Here is a 16997-nt window from a genome sequence, read left to right on the forward strand (position 1 = left end):
GGCGGGTCGGGCGGCTTCAGCGGGTGGTGGTGGTGTGCTCCGCCCGGTCGGGTGCCGCGGGGACGCCCGGCGGCGCGGCCGGCGCGGCCGGGGCGACCGGTGCGGCCCGGCCGTGCCGGGGATCGCGGGCGTGCCGGGGGCGGCGCTTCTCCAGGACGACCCTAGGGGTCGCCGCCGGACCGCCGGTGACGGTGAGCGTGGCCGTGGGCCGGGTGCGCCGGCGGCGGACGGCGTCGCCGGCCAGCACCAGGATCGGCAGCACGGTCAGGACCAGGGCGATCCAGGCCCAGGTGCGCATCGCGACGTGGTCGTAGCCGGTGAAGAAGGAGGCCGCTATCGCGCCGCCGAACACCAGCGTCCAGAACAGGTGGAAGCGGAAGGTGCTCACCCGGTCCGCGCTGGCCGAACGGCCCTTCGGCGTCACCACGAAGCGGCTGCGCCGCCGCAGCAGCGCCTGCACCAGCGAGGCCGCGTAGACCGGGCCGCAGAGCGCGGACATCAGCATGCCCGCGACCCCGGAGGAGCCGGCCGGCTCGTGCGGGCTCACGTTGTGCTTGCGGTTCCAGGTGTAGAGCAGCAGTTGGAGCGCGGCGGCGTCGCTGTACAGCATCATCCAGATCTCGGAGGACACGTGGACCCCCGAGGCGCCGAACACCAGGTAGAGCACGCTGGACAGACCGCCGAGCAGCCAGGTGAGCGCCGCCATCGGGTAGAAGCCCACCATCAGCGAGTAGTTGAGCAGCCGCCCGGGCGACAGCCGCCAGAGCACCCGCCAGTACTGGGTGAGCAGGGTCTCGTAGGTGCCGCGGCTCCAGCGCAGCTGCTGGGAGAAGAAGTCGGTCCAGGAGGACGGGCCCTCGCCGACCGCGAGCACGTCCGGGGTGTACACGGATTTCCAGCGTTCACCGGTCTCGGCGTTCCGGCTCCGGTGGAACTCCAGGCCGGTCGCCATATCCTCCGTGATGGAGTCGTACAACCCGCCGATCGACTGGAGTGCACGGATTCTGACGGCGTTGTTGGTGCCGACGAACATGGGCGCGCCGTAACGGTTTCCGGCGCGCTGGATGAGTGCGTGGAAGAGGTACTGCTGGCTCTCGGAGAATTTGGTGACGGCCGATCCCGAGCTGCGGTAGTTCCCGTACACCTGGGGTCCGACCACGAATGCCACGTCGGGGTCGCGGAAGTAGCCGAGCATCCGCTCGCAGAAGTCCGGCAGCGGGACGTGGTCGGTGTCCACCGAGACCCAGAAGTCGTAGTCGTCGCCGTGCGCCTGCAACCAGGCGTTGTAGTTGCCGTGCTTGGTGCCGGTGCGGAACCGGCCCTTGGGCTGGTTCCAGTACGGGCGGCCGAAGCGGCTGAAGTGGCGGACGCCCAGCTCGGTGCAGAGCGCCTGCATCGCAGGATCGTTTCCCTCGTCCAACAGCCAGACGTCGTACGGGCCGTCGTGCCGGACGGCGCGGGCCGCGACCAGCGTGGTCCGCACCATCTCCGCCGGCTCCTTGCCCGGCACGCAGGCGGTGACGAACGCGACCCGGGTGCCGGACTCCGGCGTCACCGGTATCGGATCGCGGGCGACGAGCGTGGCGTGGGTGTTGGACACGACGTTGACCAGCCGGAACACCTCGACCACGGCGATGATCCCGATCATCACCTGGTCGCCCAGCAGCACCAGGGTGTGCGTCTCGCCGGGGCGCTCCGGCCAGTGCTCCGGCAGCAGCAGCCACACCAGCAGCACCACCTCCACCAGCGGGGCCGCCACCATCAGCAGGGCGGCGCGGATCCGGTGCGGCTCGCGGCGCAGCAGGCTGCGGTACTGGACGCGGTAGGGGGCGGTGGCCTCGTGCGTGGCCTGGTGCACGGTCTCTTGTACGGCCTGGTGCGCGTGCCAGGGTGACGGCGGGGCTCCGTGGTGGGCGGGCTCGGGCCGGTAGACGCCGCCACCGAGGTCGTCCTCCTCGTCCGGGTCGTGCGCCGGGCCGGCCAGCCGGCTGAAGTGACCGTAGTCGTACGGGGCTTCGGGTACGGGAACGGCGGCCAGGTCGTCGTCGAGCCGCCGCCCGGCGCCTCGCCCGCGGGCCGTCCCGGCGTCCTTCTGTCGCGCGAACGGCGTGGTCATCGTCTGCTCCCCCCGGCCGGGGCCCGGCCGTGGCGGCGGGCCCGTTGGTGCGTGTTCAGACCGGGGGTATGCGATCCGCCGTCCCGTGGCGCGCCTGGCCGGCCGCGTTCGGCGGGGCTGGTCCGCTCCCCCCGGAGCTTTGCTTCGCCTTGCCTCTTGCCTCGAAAGTCGTCCCCGTGAAACACCGCCCGGTGGACCGCCGTTGTTTCCAAGCGGTTTTCGGGCCGTCATTCGCGTCATGCTTCTGCTTGCGCCGGTGGGCGTTTGCGAGCGGAATTCATTGCGCGCCTGCGGGGACTTCGAATGCGGATCCCGGCACGCTCCCGGCTTCCCCTCCGGGCACGCGGGATCCACGGCGCCCCCAACTCTCCCGGAGGGCAACCGTGATCGCAACCGGTCTGGGAAATGATCACCGCGCAAGCATGAAGATCCTACGGTTCCCGGCCAATCCGCACCGCAGTGGTGCTAATGCAGCGAATTCGGCGGACGGGGCGACGGCAGCGGCGCCGCGGAGGCAAAGCGAACGGCCGGACCTCCCCGACGGGAGGCCCGGCCGCTGCTGCGGGGCGGGGTCGGTGTGTCCGGTCCGGTTGGTGCTGGCCGGTCCGGTCGACCCGGCCCGGTCAGAGCGGTGGAAGGAGGGCGGCGCCCGTCGCGGCCTGGACGTCCGCGAACCCCGTGCCCGGGGCCGTCTCCACCACCCGCAGCCCGTCCGGCGTCACGTCGATCACGGCCAGATCGGTCACGATCCGGTTGACAACTCCTCGGCCGGTGGCGGGAAGTGAGAGCTCCTCGACGATCTTCGGGGAGCCGTCCCGGGCGGTGTGCTCCATGACCACGATCAGTCGACGGGCCCCGTGCACGAGGTCCATCGCGCCGCCCATGCCCTTGACCATCTTGCCGGGGATCATCCAGTTGGCGAGGTCGCCGGCAGCCGAGACCTGCATGGCGCCGAGCACCGAGACGTCGATCCGGCCGGCCCGGATCATGCCGAAGGAGAAGGCGGAGTCGAAGTACGAGGCGCCGGGGGCGACCGTCACCGTTTCCTTCCCGGCGTTGATCAGATCGGCGTGCTCCGTGCCCTCGACCGGGTACGGGCCCACGCCCAGGATGCCGTTCTCCGAGTGCAGCACCACCTCGACGCCCGGCGGGAGGTGACTGGGGATCAGGGTGGGCAGGCCGATGCCCAGGTTCACGTACTGGCCGTCGCGCAGTTCGCGGGCGGCTCGGGCGGCCAGGGCGTTGCGCGGGTCGAGGCCGGGCTGCGGGTGGCGGACGGCCTGCGGCCGGTGGGCGGTCTGCGGGGTGGGCGCGGGGGACCGGGTGCTGGTCGGGGTGGACATCGGTTCAGGCCTCCTGGAGTGCGGGGCGGACGGTCCGGCGCTCGATGCGGCGGTCCGCGGGATCGGCGGCCACCACCCGGTCCACGTACACGCCGGGCAGGTGCACGGCGTCCGGGGCGAGCTCGCCCGGCTCGACGATCCGGTCCGCCTCGACCAGGGTGATCCGGCCCGCGGTCGCGCAGAGCGGGTTGAAGTTGCGGGCGGCGGCGTGGAACACGCAGTTCCCGTGCCGGTCCGCCACCTCGGCCCGGACCAGCGCGAAGTCCGCCGTGATGGCCTCCTCCAGCAGGTACCGGCGGCCGCCGAACTCCCGGACCTCCTTCGCCGGTGAGGCCAGCGCCACCGAGCCGTCCGCCGCGTAGCGCCAGGGCAGCCCGCCCTCCTCGACCTGGGTGCCGACCCCGGCCGGGGTGTAGAACGCGGGGACGCCGGCGCCTCCGGCGCGCAGCCGCTCGGCCAGCGTGCCCTGCGGGGTGAGCTCCACCTCCAACTCGCCGGACAGGTACTGCCGGGCGAACTCCTTGTTCTCGCCGACGTACGAGGACGTCATCCGGGCGATCCGGCCCGCCCGCAGCAGCAGGCCGAGCCCCCAGTCGTCCACCCCGCAGTTGTTCGAGACCACCTGGAGGCCGGTGGTGCCGGTGTCCGCCAGGGCGCCGATCAGGGTGCTCGGGATGCCGCAGAGGCCGAAGCCGCCGACGGCCAGCACCGCACCGTCGGGGATGTCCCCGACCGCGTCGGCGGGGGAGTCCAGGACCTTGTCCAAGGGATCACCTCGTGAGGAGTGGGATACGGGAGAGGGCACGCCCGGGCCGGGCCCTGCGGGAGGGCCCGGCGGGAAGACCCGGCGGGATGGCTCGGCGGCCGCCGCCGGACGGCTGCCGAGCCCCTCCACCGTCACCGGACGCGGGCCGCCGCAGCCATGGCGGCTCCCGCCATGGGCGGGTACCAGCCCGTGTCGGCCGGCCACACCCGGACGTCCGGGGAGCGGCGCCGCCCGGGTGGTATGTCGGCCAGAGCCACATCACGGTGGACCGATGCGTCGCCCGGGCACATGTCGCCAGTCCCACCGCACACCTACGGTTCCGGCATCCACCCCGCCGCACCCTCAGGAGTCGGTCATCATGCGCAGCTCGACAGCCCCCACTCGGCCCGCCTCCGGCGCCCGCCCGGGCGAGACCCTGACCGGCGGCCCGGCCCGGAAGCTCGCCGCCGTCGCGGCGTGCGTCCTGCTCGCCGCGGGCTGCGCCAAGGCCGGCACCGCCGGGACGGCCTCGGCGGACGGCGGTGGTGCGAAGAGCCCGGTCAAGGTCGGCCTGGTGTACTCCAAGACCGGACCGCTGGCCGCCTACGGCAAGCAGTACCTGGAGGGCTTCAAGGCGGGGCTGAGCTACGCGACCAAGGGCACCGGCGCGGTCGACGGGCACAAGGTCGAATTCGAGGAGCAGGACGACGCGGGCGACCCGGCCAAGGCGGTGTCCGCCGCCAAGGACCTGATCGGCAAGGGCTACAAGGTCCTGGCCGGCTCCACCGCCTCGGGCGTCGCCCTCCAGGTGGGCCCGATCGCCGCCCAGAACAAGGTGCTCTTCGTCAGCGGCCCGGCCGCCGCCGACAAGGTCACCGGTTTGAACAAGTACACCTTCCGTTCCGGCCGCCAGTCCTTCCAGGACATCCGCACCGCGGCCTCGTTCATCGGTGACGCCAAGGGCAAGAAGGTCACCGTGCTCGCTCAGGACAACGCCTTCGGACAGGCCAACGTGGCTGCCGTCAAGGCCGTGCTCGGCGCCCAGGGCGCGACGGTCGACCAGGTGCTCGCCCCGCCGAGCGCCACCGACCTCACCCCGTTCGCCACCCAGGCCAAGACCGCCAAGCCCGACCTGCTGTTCGTCGCCTGGGCCGGCGACAGCTCCTCGGCCCTGTGGACGGCGCTCAACCAGCAGGACGTGTTCGCCGACACCAAGGTCGTCACCGGCCTGGATCTGGCCGCCTCCTACCCGCTGTTCGGCCCGGCGGCCGAGAAGATCTCCTTTCTGAACCACTACTTCAGCGGCGCCGCCGGCACCCCGGTGGAGAAGGCCATGGACGAGGCCGTCACCGCCGCCGGCGGGAAGACCGACATCTTCACGCCCGACGGCTTCACCGCCGCCCAGCTGATCGTGCACGCCGTCGAGGCCAACCACGGCTCCACCGACGACACGTCGGCCCTGGTCAAGGCGCTGGAGGGCTGGAGCTTCGACGGGGTGAAGGGGCGCACCACGGTGCGCGCCGAGGACCACGCCCTCCTCCAGCCGATGTTCCAGGCCCGGCTGACCGGTACCGGGGCCGCCGCCAAGCCCTCGGTGGAGAAGACCCTGACCGCGGACGAGGTGGCGCCCCCGGTCACCCCGATGGCGGGCTGATCCCGATGCCTGCTCCCACCGCCCCCACTCCTTCCCGGGCTGGTTCCCCGGCCCCGGCCCCGGCCACGGCCTCGCCCGCCCCGGTGCTGCGGCTGGACGGACTCGGTTGGTCCGTCCGCGGGGTGCCGATCGTCGAGGACGTCTCCTTCTCGGTCGGCGAAGGCGAGTTCATCGCCTTCATCGGCCCCAACGGCGCCGGCAAGACCTCCCTCTTCAACCTGATCTCCGGCATCTATCCGGCGACCCACGGCAGCCTCCACCTCGACGGTGTGGACGTCACCGCCGAGGCCGTGCACGCCCGGGCGCGCCGCGGCCTCGGCCGCACCTTCCAGACCTCCTCCCTCTGGCCGGGGATGACCGTCGCCGACCACGTCCGACTGGCCGCCCAGGCGGCGGCCGGACCACGCGCCTCGTACCGGCTCTGGCGCCGTGCCGACCGGTACCAGGAGCAGCTGGCCGAGACCCTCCACCGCACCGAACTCACCCACCGTGCGGACACCTTGGCGGGCGCGCTCTCGCACGGCGAGAAGCGCAAACTGGAACTGGCCGTCCTCCTCGTCTCCGATCCGCGGCTGATCCTGCTGGACGAGCCGATGGCGGGGGTCAGCGCCGAGGAGGTGCCGGCCCTCACAGAGCTGATCCGGTCCGTGCACCGCGACCTGGGCCGGACCGTCCTGATGGTCGAGCACCACATGGACGTCCTGCTCGGGCTGGCCGACCGCCTCGCGGTGATGCACCACGGCACGCTGCTCGCGCTGGACACCCCCGAGGCCGTGATGGCCGACCCGACCGTGCAACAGGCCTACCTGGGCGAGGCGCTGTGACCTCCTCTCCGCTCCCCTCGCCCGGTTTTACCTCCACCGCTGCCGCCGCCTCCGCGGCCGTGCCTACGTCTCCTGCCGCCCCTCTCCTCTCCGTTCGCGATCTGCGGGTGGTCATCGGCGGGCTGCACATCCTGCACGGTGTCGACCTCGACGTGGCCCCCGTCGGGGTCACCGCGCTCCTCGGCCGCAACGGCGCCGGCAAGACCACCACCGTCAAGGCCGTGATGGGCCTGGTGCCGCGCACCGGAAGTGTCCGCTTCTCCGGTGTCGAACTCGCCTCCCTTCCGACACATCTGGTGGTCCGTCATGGCATCGGCTACGCGCCCGAGGACCGGGGGATCTTCGCCGGCCTGACGGTCGCCGAGAACCTCCGCCTCGCCGAGCGCGTCGTCCGGGGCGGGGGCGAGACGGACGAGCCGAACTATCCGCTCGTCCACGAGCTCTTCCCCGAACTCAAGCAGCGGGCCGGCCAGTTGGCCGGGACGCTCTCCGGCGGCCAGCAGCAGATGGTGGCGATAGGCCGGACGCTGCTCAACCGCAACCGGTTGATCATCGCCGACGAGCCCACCAAGGGTCTGGCGCCGAAGATCGTGGCCGAGGTGGCCGAGGTCCTGGCGCGAGCGGCCGAGGCCGTGCCCGTTCTCCTGGTCGAGCAGAACCTCGCCCTCGTTCGACGGCTGGCCGGCACCTGCGCCGTCCTGGCCGACGGCCGTACCGCCCACCGGGGCGACACCGCCGAGCTGTTGGCCGACGAGGAGGCCGCCCGCCGCCTGCTCGGCGTCGGCTCCCGTCACCCGCTCGCCGGCGGACCCCGGCCCGCCGCTTCTCCGGCCACCCCTGTCGTCACCGCGGAGGTGAAGCCCTGATGGACACCGTCGTCCTCCTCTCCTGTACCGGACTAGGTCTTGGTGCGCTGTACTTCCTGGTCGCCTCCGGTCTGTCGTTGATCTTCGGTCTGATGGACGTGCTCAACTTCGCGCACGGCGCCCTGCTCTCCATCGGCGCCTACGCCACCTGGTGGGCCGGCACCGAGGCCGGCCTCTCCTTCTGGCTCGCGGTGCCGTTCGGCACCCTGGTCGGAACGGCCGCCGCCGTCCTGCTGGAGCTCTTCCTGATCCGCCCGCTCTACAGCCGGCCGCGCGATCAGATCCTCGCCACCGTCGGGGTCGGGCTCGCCGTGCCCGCCCTCCTGATGGGGGTCTGGGGCGCGGACGCCCGCCCCTTCCCCCAGCCGGCCGTGCTCTCCGGCACCTGGCACGTGCTCGGTGCGACCGTCCCGGTCAACCGCTTCGTGCTCGTGGCCGCGGCCGCGCTGCTGCTGCTCGCTCTTCGGTTGTTCCTCGCCCGTACCCGCTACGGGCTGATCGTCCGGGCCGGCGTCGAGGACCGGGCCATGGTCACGGCGCTCGGCATCGACGTCCGGAAGGCGTTCACCCTCGTCTTCGCCATCGGCGGGGCGGCCGCCGCGCTCGGCGGTGCCCTCGGTGGCCTCTACTTCGGTTCGGTCAATCCCGGCCAGGGGACCGGCCTGCTCATCTTCGCCTTCGTCGTCGTGGTGATGGGCGGCATGGGCTCCGTCACCGGGGCCGCCGTCGCCTCCGTGGGCGTTGGTCTCGTCCAGCAGTTCGCCAACTACTACACCGGCGCCGGGCTCGGCGACCTCTCGGTCGTCGTCCTGCTCGCCGTGCTCCTTCTCGTCCGACCCCGTGGACTCACCGGGAGGCTCGCGTGAGCGCCGAAACTCCGATCACGAGCACCGGTGGCCCCGCGGCCGACCGCAGCGCCGCCACCATGGCAGGGGGGACTGACACCAGCCCTGCCATGACCGCCATGCTGGCAGAGGGGACTGACACCAGCTCCGCCGACACCGTCACTGTGGCAAGGGGGACTGACACCAGCCTTGCCGAGACCCATTGTGAACACACGACCGACCTCGGCGCCATCCCTCGAACAGGTGATTCAGTCACTAATCGCTGGACACCGATGCACAGAGCGCTACGCTGGTGGCCGATCGCCCTGCTGATCACGCTCCTTGTCGCCCCATATAGTGCGCTTCCCGTCCCGGGACTGCTCGACGGCCCGCTCGGCAGCCCCGGCAGCCTGCAACTGCTCGCCCTGTGCCTGCTCTACGGGGCCCTCGCCTCCGGCTACGACCTCCTGCTCGGCCGTACCGGACTGCTCTCCTTCGGCCACGCGCTCTACTTCGCGACCGGCCTCTACGCCACCGACCTCGGGATGCTGGAACTGAGACTGCCGTTCGCCGCCGCGGCGGTCTTCGGCGTCGCCTGCACCGTCGCGCTGGCCCTGCTGCTCGGCTCGGTCAGCCTCCGCGTCACCGGCATCGGCTTCTCCATGGTCACCCTCGCCTTCGCCCAGGCCGGCTCGATCCTCGTCCAGCGCAACCCCGGTGGCGTCACCGGCGGTGAGGAGGGCCGCTCCGCCCCGGCCGACCTGCTGCCCTCCGGCCTGCTCGGGATCGAGAACACCGCCAACCTCTACTGGATCGCCGTCGGCTACCTGGTGCTGACGGTCGCCGTGGTCCACTGGGCCGTCAACTCGCCGGCCGGCCGGGTCTGGGAGGGGATCAAGGAGAACGAGCGCCGGGTGGAGGTGCTCGGACTGCGCCCCTACGGCTACAAGTTGGTCGCCTTCGTGCTCGCCGGCGGCCTCGCCGGGCTGGGCGGGGTGGTCTACCTGCTGCTGACCGGCGGCGCCACCCCGCAGGCCGCCGGCTCGGACGCCACGCTCGCCCTGCTGGTGATGGTGGTGCTCGGCGGCTCGGGGACCCGCTGGGGTCCGCTGCTCGGCGGTGTCCTCTACACCTGGGCCAGCCACCGGCTCGGCGACCTCGCCAACTCGACGACGATCGCGGACCTGCCCGCGGTCCTGCGGGTGCCACTCTCCCAACCCCTGTTCCTGCTGGGCACCCTGTTCGTCGCGGTGGTCTACCTGCTGCCCGGCGGCCTGGCTAGACTGCCTGCCCGCATTCGCGCCGCCCGATCCGCCCGTGCGGTCCGCACTCCGGCCGCTGCCCGGACCGCCCGTCCCACCGGAGGTACCCCCGCGTGAGCCAGTCGCCCCTGAAGCCCGAGGAGTTGACCGTCGCCGTGCCCGGAGGGGAGCTGGCGGTCCTGCGCTGGCCCGCCGCCGAGCCGGGCGCCCCGACGATCGTGGCGGTGCACGGCATCACCGCCAACGGCCTCGCCTGGTACGAGGTCGCCCGTCAACTCGCCGGGCGGGTCACCCTGCTCGCGCCCGACCTGCGGGGGCGCGGCGGGAGCCGCGCGGTCGCCGGGCCGTACGGGCTGGCCCGGCACGCCGACGACGTGGCCGCACTGATCACGGCCCTCGGCACGGGCCCGACCACCGTGGTCGGCCACTCGATGGGCGCCTGGGTCACCGCTCTGGCCGCCGTCCGGCACCCGGAACTCGTCCGCCGGGTGCTGCTGGTGGACGGCGCGCTGACCTTCCCGCTGCCGGAGGGCATCCGTGAGGAGGACGCGCTGGCCGCGGTGCTCGGCCCCGCGCTGGCCCGGCTGTCGATGACCTTCCCGGACCGGGACGCCTACCGCGAGTTCTGGCAGCGGCACCCGGCCTTCGGGACGGCCTGGTCGGCGGAGATCGACGCCTACACCCAGCGCGACCTGGTCGGTGTCGAGCCCGAACTGCGCTCCTCCTGCGTGCTGGAGGCCGTACAGACCGACGGCGCCCAGGTCCTGCTGGACCGGGACGCGGCCACCGCAGTGCACCGGCTGCCCTGCCCGGCCGAACTGCTCTGGGCCGAGCGCGGCCTGCTCGACGAGCCCCAGGGCCTCTACGACCACCAGCGGATCGGGCTGGCCGGGCTGGACCAGGCCCGGGTGCCGGCCTCGCTGGTGCCGGACACCAACCACTACTCGATCCTCTGGGGAGAGCCGGGGGCCGAGCGCATCGTCCGCGGCCTGCTCGCGGACGTCACCGCCGCGGGGTAGCGGGCCCGGCCCCGACGACGGCGGCTGGCGGGGTCCGTCCACCCCGTCGGCCGCGCCTGTCCCGGTCTGCCTTGTCCCGGTCTGCCCCGTCTCAGCCCGCAGCGCCGAGGAAGGTCTCCCAGCCGCCGCTCGGCGCCTGGCCGACGTTGAGCGTGCGCAGCTTGCGCAGGGTGGACTGGTCCTGCACCTCCAGCCACTCGACCAGCTGCCGGAAGGAGACCAGTCGGACGTCCGGCTTGCCCGCGATGGTCTTGAGGGTCTCCTCGACGGCGTCCATGTAGATGCCGCCGTTCCACTGCTCGAAGTGGTTGCCGATGAAGAACGGCGCACGGTTGCTGTTGTAGGCGCGGTCGAAGCCGGCCAGGTAGGAGTCCTTGGCCTGGGTGCGCCAGTCGTTGTACTTGGACGGGTCGCCCTTGGTGCTGCCCGCGGACTGGTTGGCCAGGATGTTGTAGTCCATCGACAGCACCTGGAAGGTGTGCCCGGGGAACGGGATGGACTGCAGCGGGAAGTCCCAGACCTTGCCGTCCTGCACCTTCTGCGGCCATATCTGCAGGCCGCCGGAGGAGCTGGCGTCGTACTTCCAACCCAGCTTCGCGGCCGTCGGCAGGAGCGCCTTCTGCCCCTCCAGACAGGGGGTGCGGCCGCCGATGAGCTCCTTCTTGTAATCGAAGGGGAGCGGGTCGACGTCGGTGAAGCCGGTGTTGGTCCGCCACTGGGTCACGAAGCCGATCGCCTGGTCGATCTCGCTCTGCCAGTCCTCCGGGGTCCACATGTTGACCCCGTTCTTGTCCGGGCGGCTGGAGCAGAAGTGCCCGTTGAAGTGGGTGCCGATCTCGTGCCCGGCCAGCCATGCCTGGCTGACGAGCTTGAGCGTGCTCTTGACCGCACCGTCCGACAGGTACGGGATGTCGGAGGCGCCGACCGAGTGCTTCGGCGGGTGGTACAGGTCGGCCTTGCCCTTGGGCAGGGCGTAGATCCCGGAGAGGAAGAAGGTCATCGTGGCCTTGTACTGCTCCGCCAGCTTGAGGAAGCGGGGGAACTGGCCGTCGTCGGTGCCACCCGCGCCGTCCCAGGAGAACACCACGAACTGCGGCGGCCGCTCACCGGGCTTGAGCTTCTCGGGCTTCGGCTGGTTCGGCTGCGGGCCGGTGTCGGCGTTGGAACCGTCGCCGATCGGAGTGCCCTTGGGCACCCCCGTCTTGGTCGGGTCGGTCGTGCCCGCCGGGGTGGTGCCGGGGCTGCCGCCGGTCGTGGGGGAGGAGGAGTTCTGGCTCGAACCGGATCCGCTGCTGGAACAGGCCGCGACCGCGCCGAGGGCCGCGGTCGCAGCGGTCGCACTGAGCACCGTCCTGCGCGAGATGCTGGTCATGGTCTCCCCTGGGTGCCGATGCCGGTGGTGAGGGCGGCCCGGGGCCGCACCGGTCAAATCGGGCAATTGATGAATTTTCCGCCGTTAGCATGCCATGTGGCCGCAGCGGCCACCAAGGCCGTCGACCCTCTACGAGAGTCAACACGTCAGCAGGGCCGGGCTGGGCTGCAAGGATTCGTCGTCTGTTGCCGTCCTGTGACGCTTCGCTCCTCGCGCCGCCAGGGGAGTACGGTACCGCCGGTCCGGCGGGGCGGGTCAGAGTTCGTCAGCGCTCGGTACGGCTCGTCGCCCGTCCGGGCAGATCTCGCCCATGGCGGGGGCGCGGCGAGGGGCGACCGGGGCCAGGGGTGCAGGCCGAGGCGCAGCGGTCAGAGCGCGGCGAGCCGTCGTCGGTTGCGGCGCACTATTCGCGCGATCGCGGTGCTGACGATGGTGGCAGCGGTGCAGGACACCGCGAGGCTCAGCCAGGCGGTGTCGAACCAGTGGCTGTTCAGCCAGCCCAGCGTCACGATGTAGGCGGCCCAGACCAGCGCCGCCAGAGCCGACCAGTGCAGGAAGCGGTGCGGGTGGGCGGGGGAGTGGCCGATGGCCACGTCCAGGACGGTCCGCCCGGCCGGGACGAACCGGGCGACCACCACCATGGCCGCGGCCGCCCCGTGAGGGCGTTCGACCAGGGCCTGTTGGACCCTGGTCACGCTGGCCGCCAGTTCCGGGCGCCGGGCGAGCCGGCGCTGGAGCAGCGGGGCGCCGCGCCGGGCGAGGTGCAGGAGGAGGAGGTCGCCGAGGAAGGAGGCCACTGCCACGCCCAGGCCGAGCAGCACCGGGGCGCCGTCGATCCGCGCCGTCTTGAGCACCGCCAGGATGACCAGTGTCCCGCTGGGGATGAAGGGCAGGAGGGCGTCTCCGAGCACGGCGAAGAGCGCCAGGGCGCAGATCCACGAGGATCCGATCGCCGCCACGAAGTTCAAGGCCTGTACTCCCTCCACGCCGCCCGGGGGAGCAGGTGGCCGCTGAGGTCAACGCTAGCGCCTCGACTTTTCATGCCATGAAGCACCCCGGTATGCCGCGGGTCACAGACCCCGGCCCCGACCTGCGCAAAGGCGCGAGCCCTCCACCCGGTGACTTCCGGCGCCGGCATGAAGTCGCCAGGCGTGTCCGACCGCTGGCTCTCCGTCATCCGAATGGTCGGTCGGCGGCACCGTACCGGGCCGTGCCCGCCGGCGCCGGGCGGGATCGAAGCGGGGCCGGAACGGGGCCGGCGTACGGGCCGGAGCGGGGCCGCTGCACGGGCCGCGGCGGAGCGGGCGTGAGGTCGGCGCGGTGGTCGGCGTGCAGGCCGGAACGTGCCGGATACGGGAACAGCCAGCCCGGCGCGGTGGTTGACCCCGGTCGGCAGCAGCGACCGCCGGGCCACCCGAGACCCGCGGTCGCCCACCAGGGCCGGCTCAAGAAAGCCAGAAGGGCGGACGGCATGACCACCGAGGACCAGCAGGAGCACCCGACCGAACCGCGGACCGGCGCGGCGATCCGGGGCACCGCCCGCGGCACGGCGCCCGCCCCGCTCTCCATCCTCGACCTGGCCACCGTGGGCGTCGGCTACACGCCCGCCGAGGCCCTGGCCGCGACCACCGCGCTGGCCCGCAACGCCGAGCAGTGGGGCTACCACCGCTTCTGGGTGGCCGAGCACCACGGCATGCCGGGAGTGGCCAGCTCCACCCCGGCCGTCCTGCTCGCCCACCTCGGCGCCAACACCACGACCCTGCGGCTGGGCTCGGGCGGGGTGATGCTCCCCAACCACGCCCCGCTGGCCATCGCCGAGCAGTTCGGCCTGCTGGAGGCCCTGCACCCGGGCCGGATCGACCTGGGGCTCGGTCGCGCCCCCGGCACCGACCCGGCCACCGCCCGGGCGCTGCGCCGCGGCCGCGCCGAGGGCGCCGACGACTTCCCGCAGCAGCTCGCCGAGCTGACCCACTTCCTCGACGGCGACTTCCCCTCCGGCCACCCCTACGCCCAGCTGACCGCCGTCCCCCAGGGCGACGGGCGCCCGCCGGTCTGGCTGCTCGGGTCCTCCGGCTTCAGCGCCCAGCTGGCCGGCCGCCTCGGCCTGCCGTTCGCCTTCGCCCACCACTTCAGCAGCGTCAACACCATCCCGGCGCTCGACCTCTACCGGGAGTCCTTCCGGCCCTCCGCGGTGCTCGCCGAGCCGTACGCGCTGATCGGTGTGAGCGCGGTCGCCGCCGAGGACGAGGGTGCGGCCCGTCGCCTCGCCCGCTCCGCGGCCCTCGGCATGCTCCGGCTGCGGCGCGGCAACCCCGGCCCGATCCCCACCCCGGAGGAGGCCGAGGCCTACCCGTACAGCCCGGCCGAGGCGGAGTTCATCGACAGCTGGCTCGACAACGTGGTGCTCGGCGCCCCGGGCGAGGTCGCGGACGGGCTGGAGGCCCTGCGCAAGCGGACGGGCGTGGACGAGCTGATGGTCACTTCGCACATCCACGGCCACGAGGCCCGGCTCCGCTCCTACGGCCTGATCGCCGAGGCGTACGGCCTGACGGCGGAAGCCTGACGGTCGAGGCCTGAGTACGGAAGGCCTGAGCACGGAAGGCCTGGGCGGAGAGGCCCGGCCGCCGGGTCCGCAGCGGGGCCGGCCCCGGTTACCGGCTGGTGTCCGGGCCGGGGCGGTCCTTGCGGAGTATGGCGGCGACGAGCTCGGCCTCGCCCGGCCGGGCGAAGTACCAGCCCTGGGCGGTGTCGCAGCCGGTCAGCCGCAGCCGTTCGGCCTGCGCGGCGCTCTCGATGCCCTCGGCGGTGACGGTCAGGCCGAGGGTGTGGGCCAGCTGCACCATCGCGCCCACGATCTGCTCGTCGGCGTCGCTGCGGCGGGAGCCGAGCTCGGGGAGTTCCGAAGGGTTCGTCGCCGGGGCCGGGTCGCGGAACCCCTCGATGAAGGTGCCGTCGAGCTTCAGGACGTGCACCGGCAGTCGGGAGAGGTAGGCCAGGTTGGAGTAGCCGGTGCCGAAGTCGTCGATCGCGATCCGCACGCCCATGTCCGCGAGCGCCTGGAGCGCCTGCAACGGCCGTCCGCCGGGGCCGAGCAGGGCGCTCTCGGTGATCTCCAGCTGGAGCAGCCGGGCCGGCAACCCGGTGCGTTCGAGGGCGCGGGCGACGTCGGCGACCACGTCGGAGTCCCAGATCTGGCGCGCGGCCAGATTGACGCTCACGAAGGTCTCGGTCTCGGGGAACTCGGTGAGCCACTGCCGGGCCTGGCGGCAGGACTCCTCCAGTACCCAGGTGCCGAGGGGCACGATCGCGCCGGTCTCCTCGGCGAGCGGGATGAAGCGGTCCGGAGAGAGCGTCCCGTAGCGGGGGTGGCGCCAGCGGACGAGGGCCTCCGCGCCGTGGACGGCTCCGTCGGCCAGGCCGACCAGCGGCTGGTACTCGATGGTGAACTCGCCGCGCTCCAGGGCGGGCCGCAGTGCGGTGGCGAGGAGCTGGCGGGTCAGCTGGTGGGCGCCGCGGTCCGGGTCGTAGAGGGTCCAGCGGGCGCGGCCGTCGGCCTTGGACCAGTAGAGCGTGGCGTCGGCGTCCTTGACCAGGTCGGTCGGGGTGGTCTCGTGCACGGACCGTTCGACGACGCCGACGCTGGCCGTGATGACCAGCCGGTGTCCGGCGACGTCGAAGGGGTGTTCCAGTTCCTGGAGGATCCGGGCGGCCAGGTCGGTCAGTTGGTCGCTGCCCCGGCTGTCGGTGACCAGGACGGCGAACTCGTCGCCGCCCATCCGGGCCACCAGGTGGGCGTCGTGCCCGGAGAACCCGCCGCGCAGCCGGGCGGCGACGGCGATCAGCAACTGGTCGCCGATGTGGTGCCCGAGCGTCTCGTTGATCGCCGCGAAGCCGTCGAGGTCCAGATAGCAGACGCCGACCCGGCGCCCGTCCGCCGGCGCGAGGACGGTGTCGCTGGTGCCGGCGGTGTCGGTGGTGTCGGGAGCCTCGGCGGGCTCAGCAGTCCCGGTGGCCCCGGTGGCCGTGGCGCAGGCGGCGTCGAGCCGCTCGAAGAAGGACGTCCGGTTGGGCAGTCGGGTCAGCGGGTCGTGCAGGGCCTGGTACTCCAGACGGTCACCGAGCCGGCGCTGCTCGGTGATGTCCTCCACCAGTGCGAGGGTGTAGAGCGGCTGGCCGGCGCCGTCCCGGATCAGCGAGACGGTGACCTTGCTCCAGACGGTGCGGCCCTCGCGGTGCTTGAGCTGCTTCTCCACGCGGAACCGCTCCCGCCCGCCGTGGACGAGTTCGGGGAAGAGCCGGTGCGGCATGCCCTCCGGATCGATGATCTCGTGCAGGTGGGTGCGGACCAGTTCGCCGACGCTGCGTCCGATCAGGGCGGCGAAGGCGGGATTGACCTCGATGATCCGGTCTTCGGGGTCGATCAGGGCCATCCCGATGACCGCGTCGCAGAAGGCGGCCCGGAATCGGGATTCGCTGGCCCGCAGCGCGGCCAGCAGGCGGTCGCTCCCGCCGTTCTCCTGGCCGGGGCCGTCGACGGCGCTCCGGTGGGTGCCGTCGGTCAGCGGCGCCGAGCAGGTGGGGCAGAGCAGCATCCCGGGGTCGTCCAGCACGGTTCCCGCCGCACTCGCCGCACTCGCCGTGCCGACGGCCCGGCCGCCGGTCGCGACAGCACCGACGGCCGTGACGGAACCGACGACGCCGACCGGACCGACTGGACTGATCGAACCGACCGGACCAACCGGACTGGCCGGACCGACGGTGCTGATGTCCGGGCCCAGGAGGGGTGTTGTGAGGTGACGGTGGTGCGGTGTTTCCTCGTGCCGCACGCCCGGGTGGTGTGCGTCGGCCCCCTCGTTCTGGCCCGGCACGGCATGCTCCCGTCCGCTGCTGACGTTGGATGCTGGTCCGGCCGGCCGATCGGGACTCCGGCGGCCGGCTCCGCACTCTGTCGCGGTCCTCGGAGTCGGTCCGG

At 72.6% G+C, this 16997-nt stretch carries 13 protein-coding genes; 7 read left to right on the plus strand and 6 right to left on the minus strand.

Going from position 1 to position 16997, the window contains the following annotated elements:
- Nucleotides 1–16 precede the first annotated feature (16 nt).
- The 3 genes from ACFVX9_RS04990 to ACFVX9_RS05000 form a co-directional block, all read right to left on the minus strand.
- Nucleotides 17–2116, minus strand: a complete 2100-nt coding sequence (locus tag ACFVX9_RS04990; protein WP_387980405.1) for a glycosyltransferase family 2 protein — start codon at nt 2114–2116, stop codon at nt 17–19.
- A gap of 623 nt (nt 2117–2739) precedes the next feature.
- Nucleotides 2740–3459, minus strand: a complete 720-nt coding sequence (locus ACFVX9_RS04995) for a 3-oxoacid CoA-transferase subunit B (protein ID WP_079135861.1) — start codon at nt 3457–3459, stop codon at nt 2740–2742.
- Nucleotides 3460–3463: 4 nt separating this feature from the next.
- A complete protein-coding gene (locus ACFVX9_RS05000) occupies nt 3464–4225 on the minus strand; it encodes a CoA transferase subunit A (protein ID WP_363370186.1) in 762 nt (253 codons plus the stop codon).
- 358 nt (nt 4226–4583) lie between these two features.
- Here ACFVX9_RS05000 and ACFVX9_RS05005 point away from each other — a divergent pair, with 358 nt between their 5' ends.
- The 6 genes from ACFVX9_RS05005 to ACFVX9_RS05030 all read left to right on the plus strand — a co-directional run bounded on the left by ACFVX9_RS05005 (nt 4584) and on the right by ACFVX9_RS05030 (nt 10653).
- On the plus strand, nt 4584–5858 hold the full coding sequence (locus ACFVX9_RS05005; RefSeq protein ID WP_380479658.1) for a substrate-binding domain-containing protein: 1275 nt from the start codon (nt 4584–4586) through the stop codon (nt 5856–5858).
- A 5-nt stretch (nt 5859–5863) separates the two neighbouring features.
- The gene (locus tag ACFVX9_RS05010) at nt 5864–6682 is read left to right on the plus strand and encodes an ABC transporter ATP-binding protein (protein ID WP_380479660.1); all 819 of its coding nucleotides are present in this window, start codon (nt 5864–5866) and stop codon (nt 6680–6682) included.
- 59 nt (nt 6683–6741) lie between these two features.
- Nucleotides 6742–7548: an ABC transporter ATP-binding protein gene (locus tag ACFVX9_RS05015; RefSeq protein ID WP_380479662.1), complete on the plus strand. Its 807-nt coding sequence runs from the start codon at nt 6742–6744 to the stop codon at nt 7546–7548.
- Entirely contained in the window at nt 7548–8414 is an 867-nt protein-coding gene (locus tag ACFVX9_RS05020) for a branched-chain amino acid ABC transporter permease (RefSeq protein WP_063349260.1), read from the plus strand. The genes ACFVX9_RS05015 and ACFVX9_RS05020 overlap by 1 nt, the downstream gene beginning before the upstream one ends.
- A gap of 251 nt (nt 8415–8665) precedes the next feature.
- Nucleotides 8666–9751 (plus strand): branched-chain amino acid ABC transporter permease, encoded by a 1086-nt coding sequence (locus ACFVX9_RS05025; protein ID WP_347878547.1) that lies wholly within the window; start codon nt 8666–8668, stop codon nt 9749–9751.
- Entirely contained in the window at nt 9748–10653 is a 906-nt protein-coding gene (locus tag ACFVX9_RS05030; protein WP_380479665.1) for an alpha/beta fold hydrolase, read from the plus strand. Before ACFVX9_RS05025 ends, ACFVX9_RS05030 begins: the two co-directional genes overlap by 4 nt.
- A gap of 91 nt (nt 10654–10744) precedes the next feature.
- Here the strand turns inward: ACFVX9_RS05030 and ACFVX9_RS05035 are convergent, their stop codons facing one another.
- On the minus strand, nt 10745–12025 hold the full coding sequence (locus ACFVX9_RS05035; RefSeq protein ID WP_063349262.1) for a hypothetical protein: 1281 nt from the start codon (nt 12023–12025) through the stop codon (nt 10745–10747).
- A 368-nt stretch (nt 12026–12393) separates the two neighbouring features.
- A complete protein-coding gene (locus ACFVX9_RS05040) occupies nt 12394–12984 on the minus strand; it encodes a DedA family protein (RefSeq protein ID WP_244293667.1) in 591 nt (196 codons plus the stop codon).
- Nucleotides 12985–13496: 512 nt separating this feature from the next.
- Between ACFVX9_RS05040 and ACFVX9_RS05045 the strand changes: the two genes are divergently transcribed.
- The gene (locus ACFVX9_RS05045; RefSeq protein WP_380372849.1) at nt 13497–14588 is read left to right on the plus strand and encodes an LLM class flavin-dependent oxidoreductase; all 1092 of its coding nucleotides are present in this window, start codon (nt 13497–13499) and stop codon (nt 14586–14588) included.
- Between the two features lie 88 nt (nt 14589–14676).
- Here the strand turns inward: ACFVX9_RS05045 and ACFVX9_RS05050 are convergent, their stop codons facing one another.
- A complete protein-coding gene (locus tag ACFVX9_RS05050) occupies nt 14677–16617 on the minus strand; it encodes a putative bifunctional diguanylate cyclase/phosphodiesterase (protein ID WP_380479688.1) in 1941 nt (646 codons plus the stop codon).
- Nucleotides 16618–16997 lie beyond the last annotated feature (380 nt).

The organism is Kitasatospora sp. NPDC058243 (genome assembly GCF_042882025.1).
In the GTDB taxonomy this organism is placed as follows: Bacteria; Actinomycetota; Actinomycetes; order Streptomycetales; family Streptomycetaceae; genus Kitasatospora.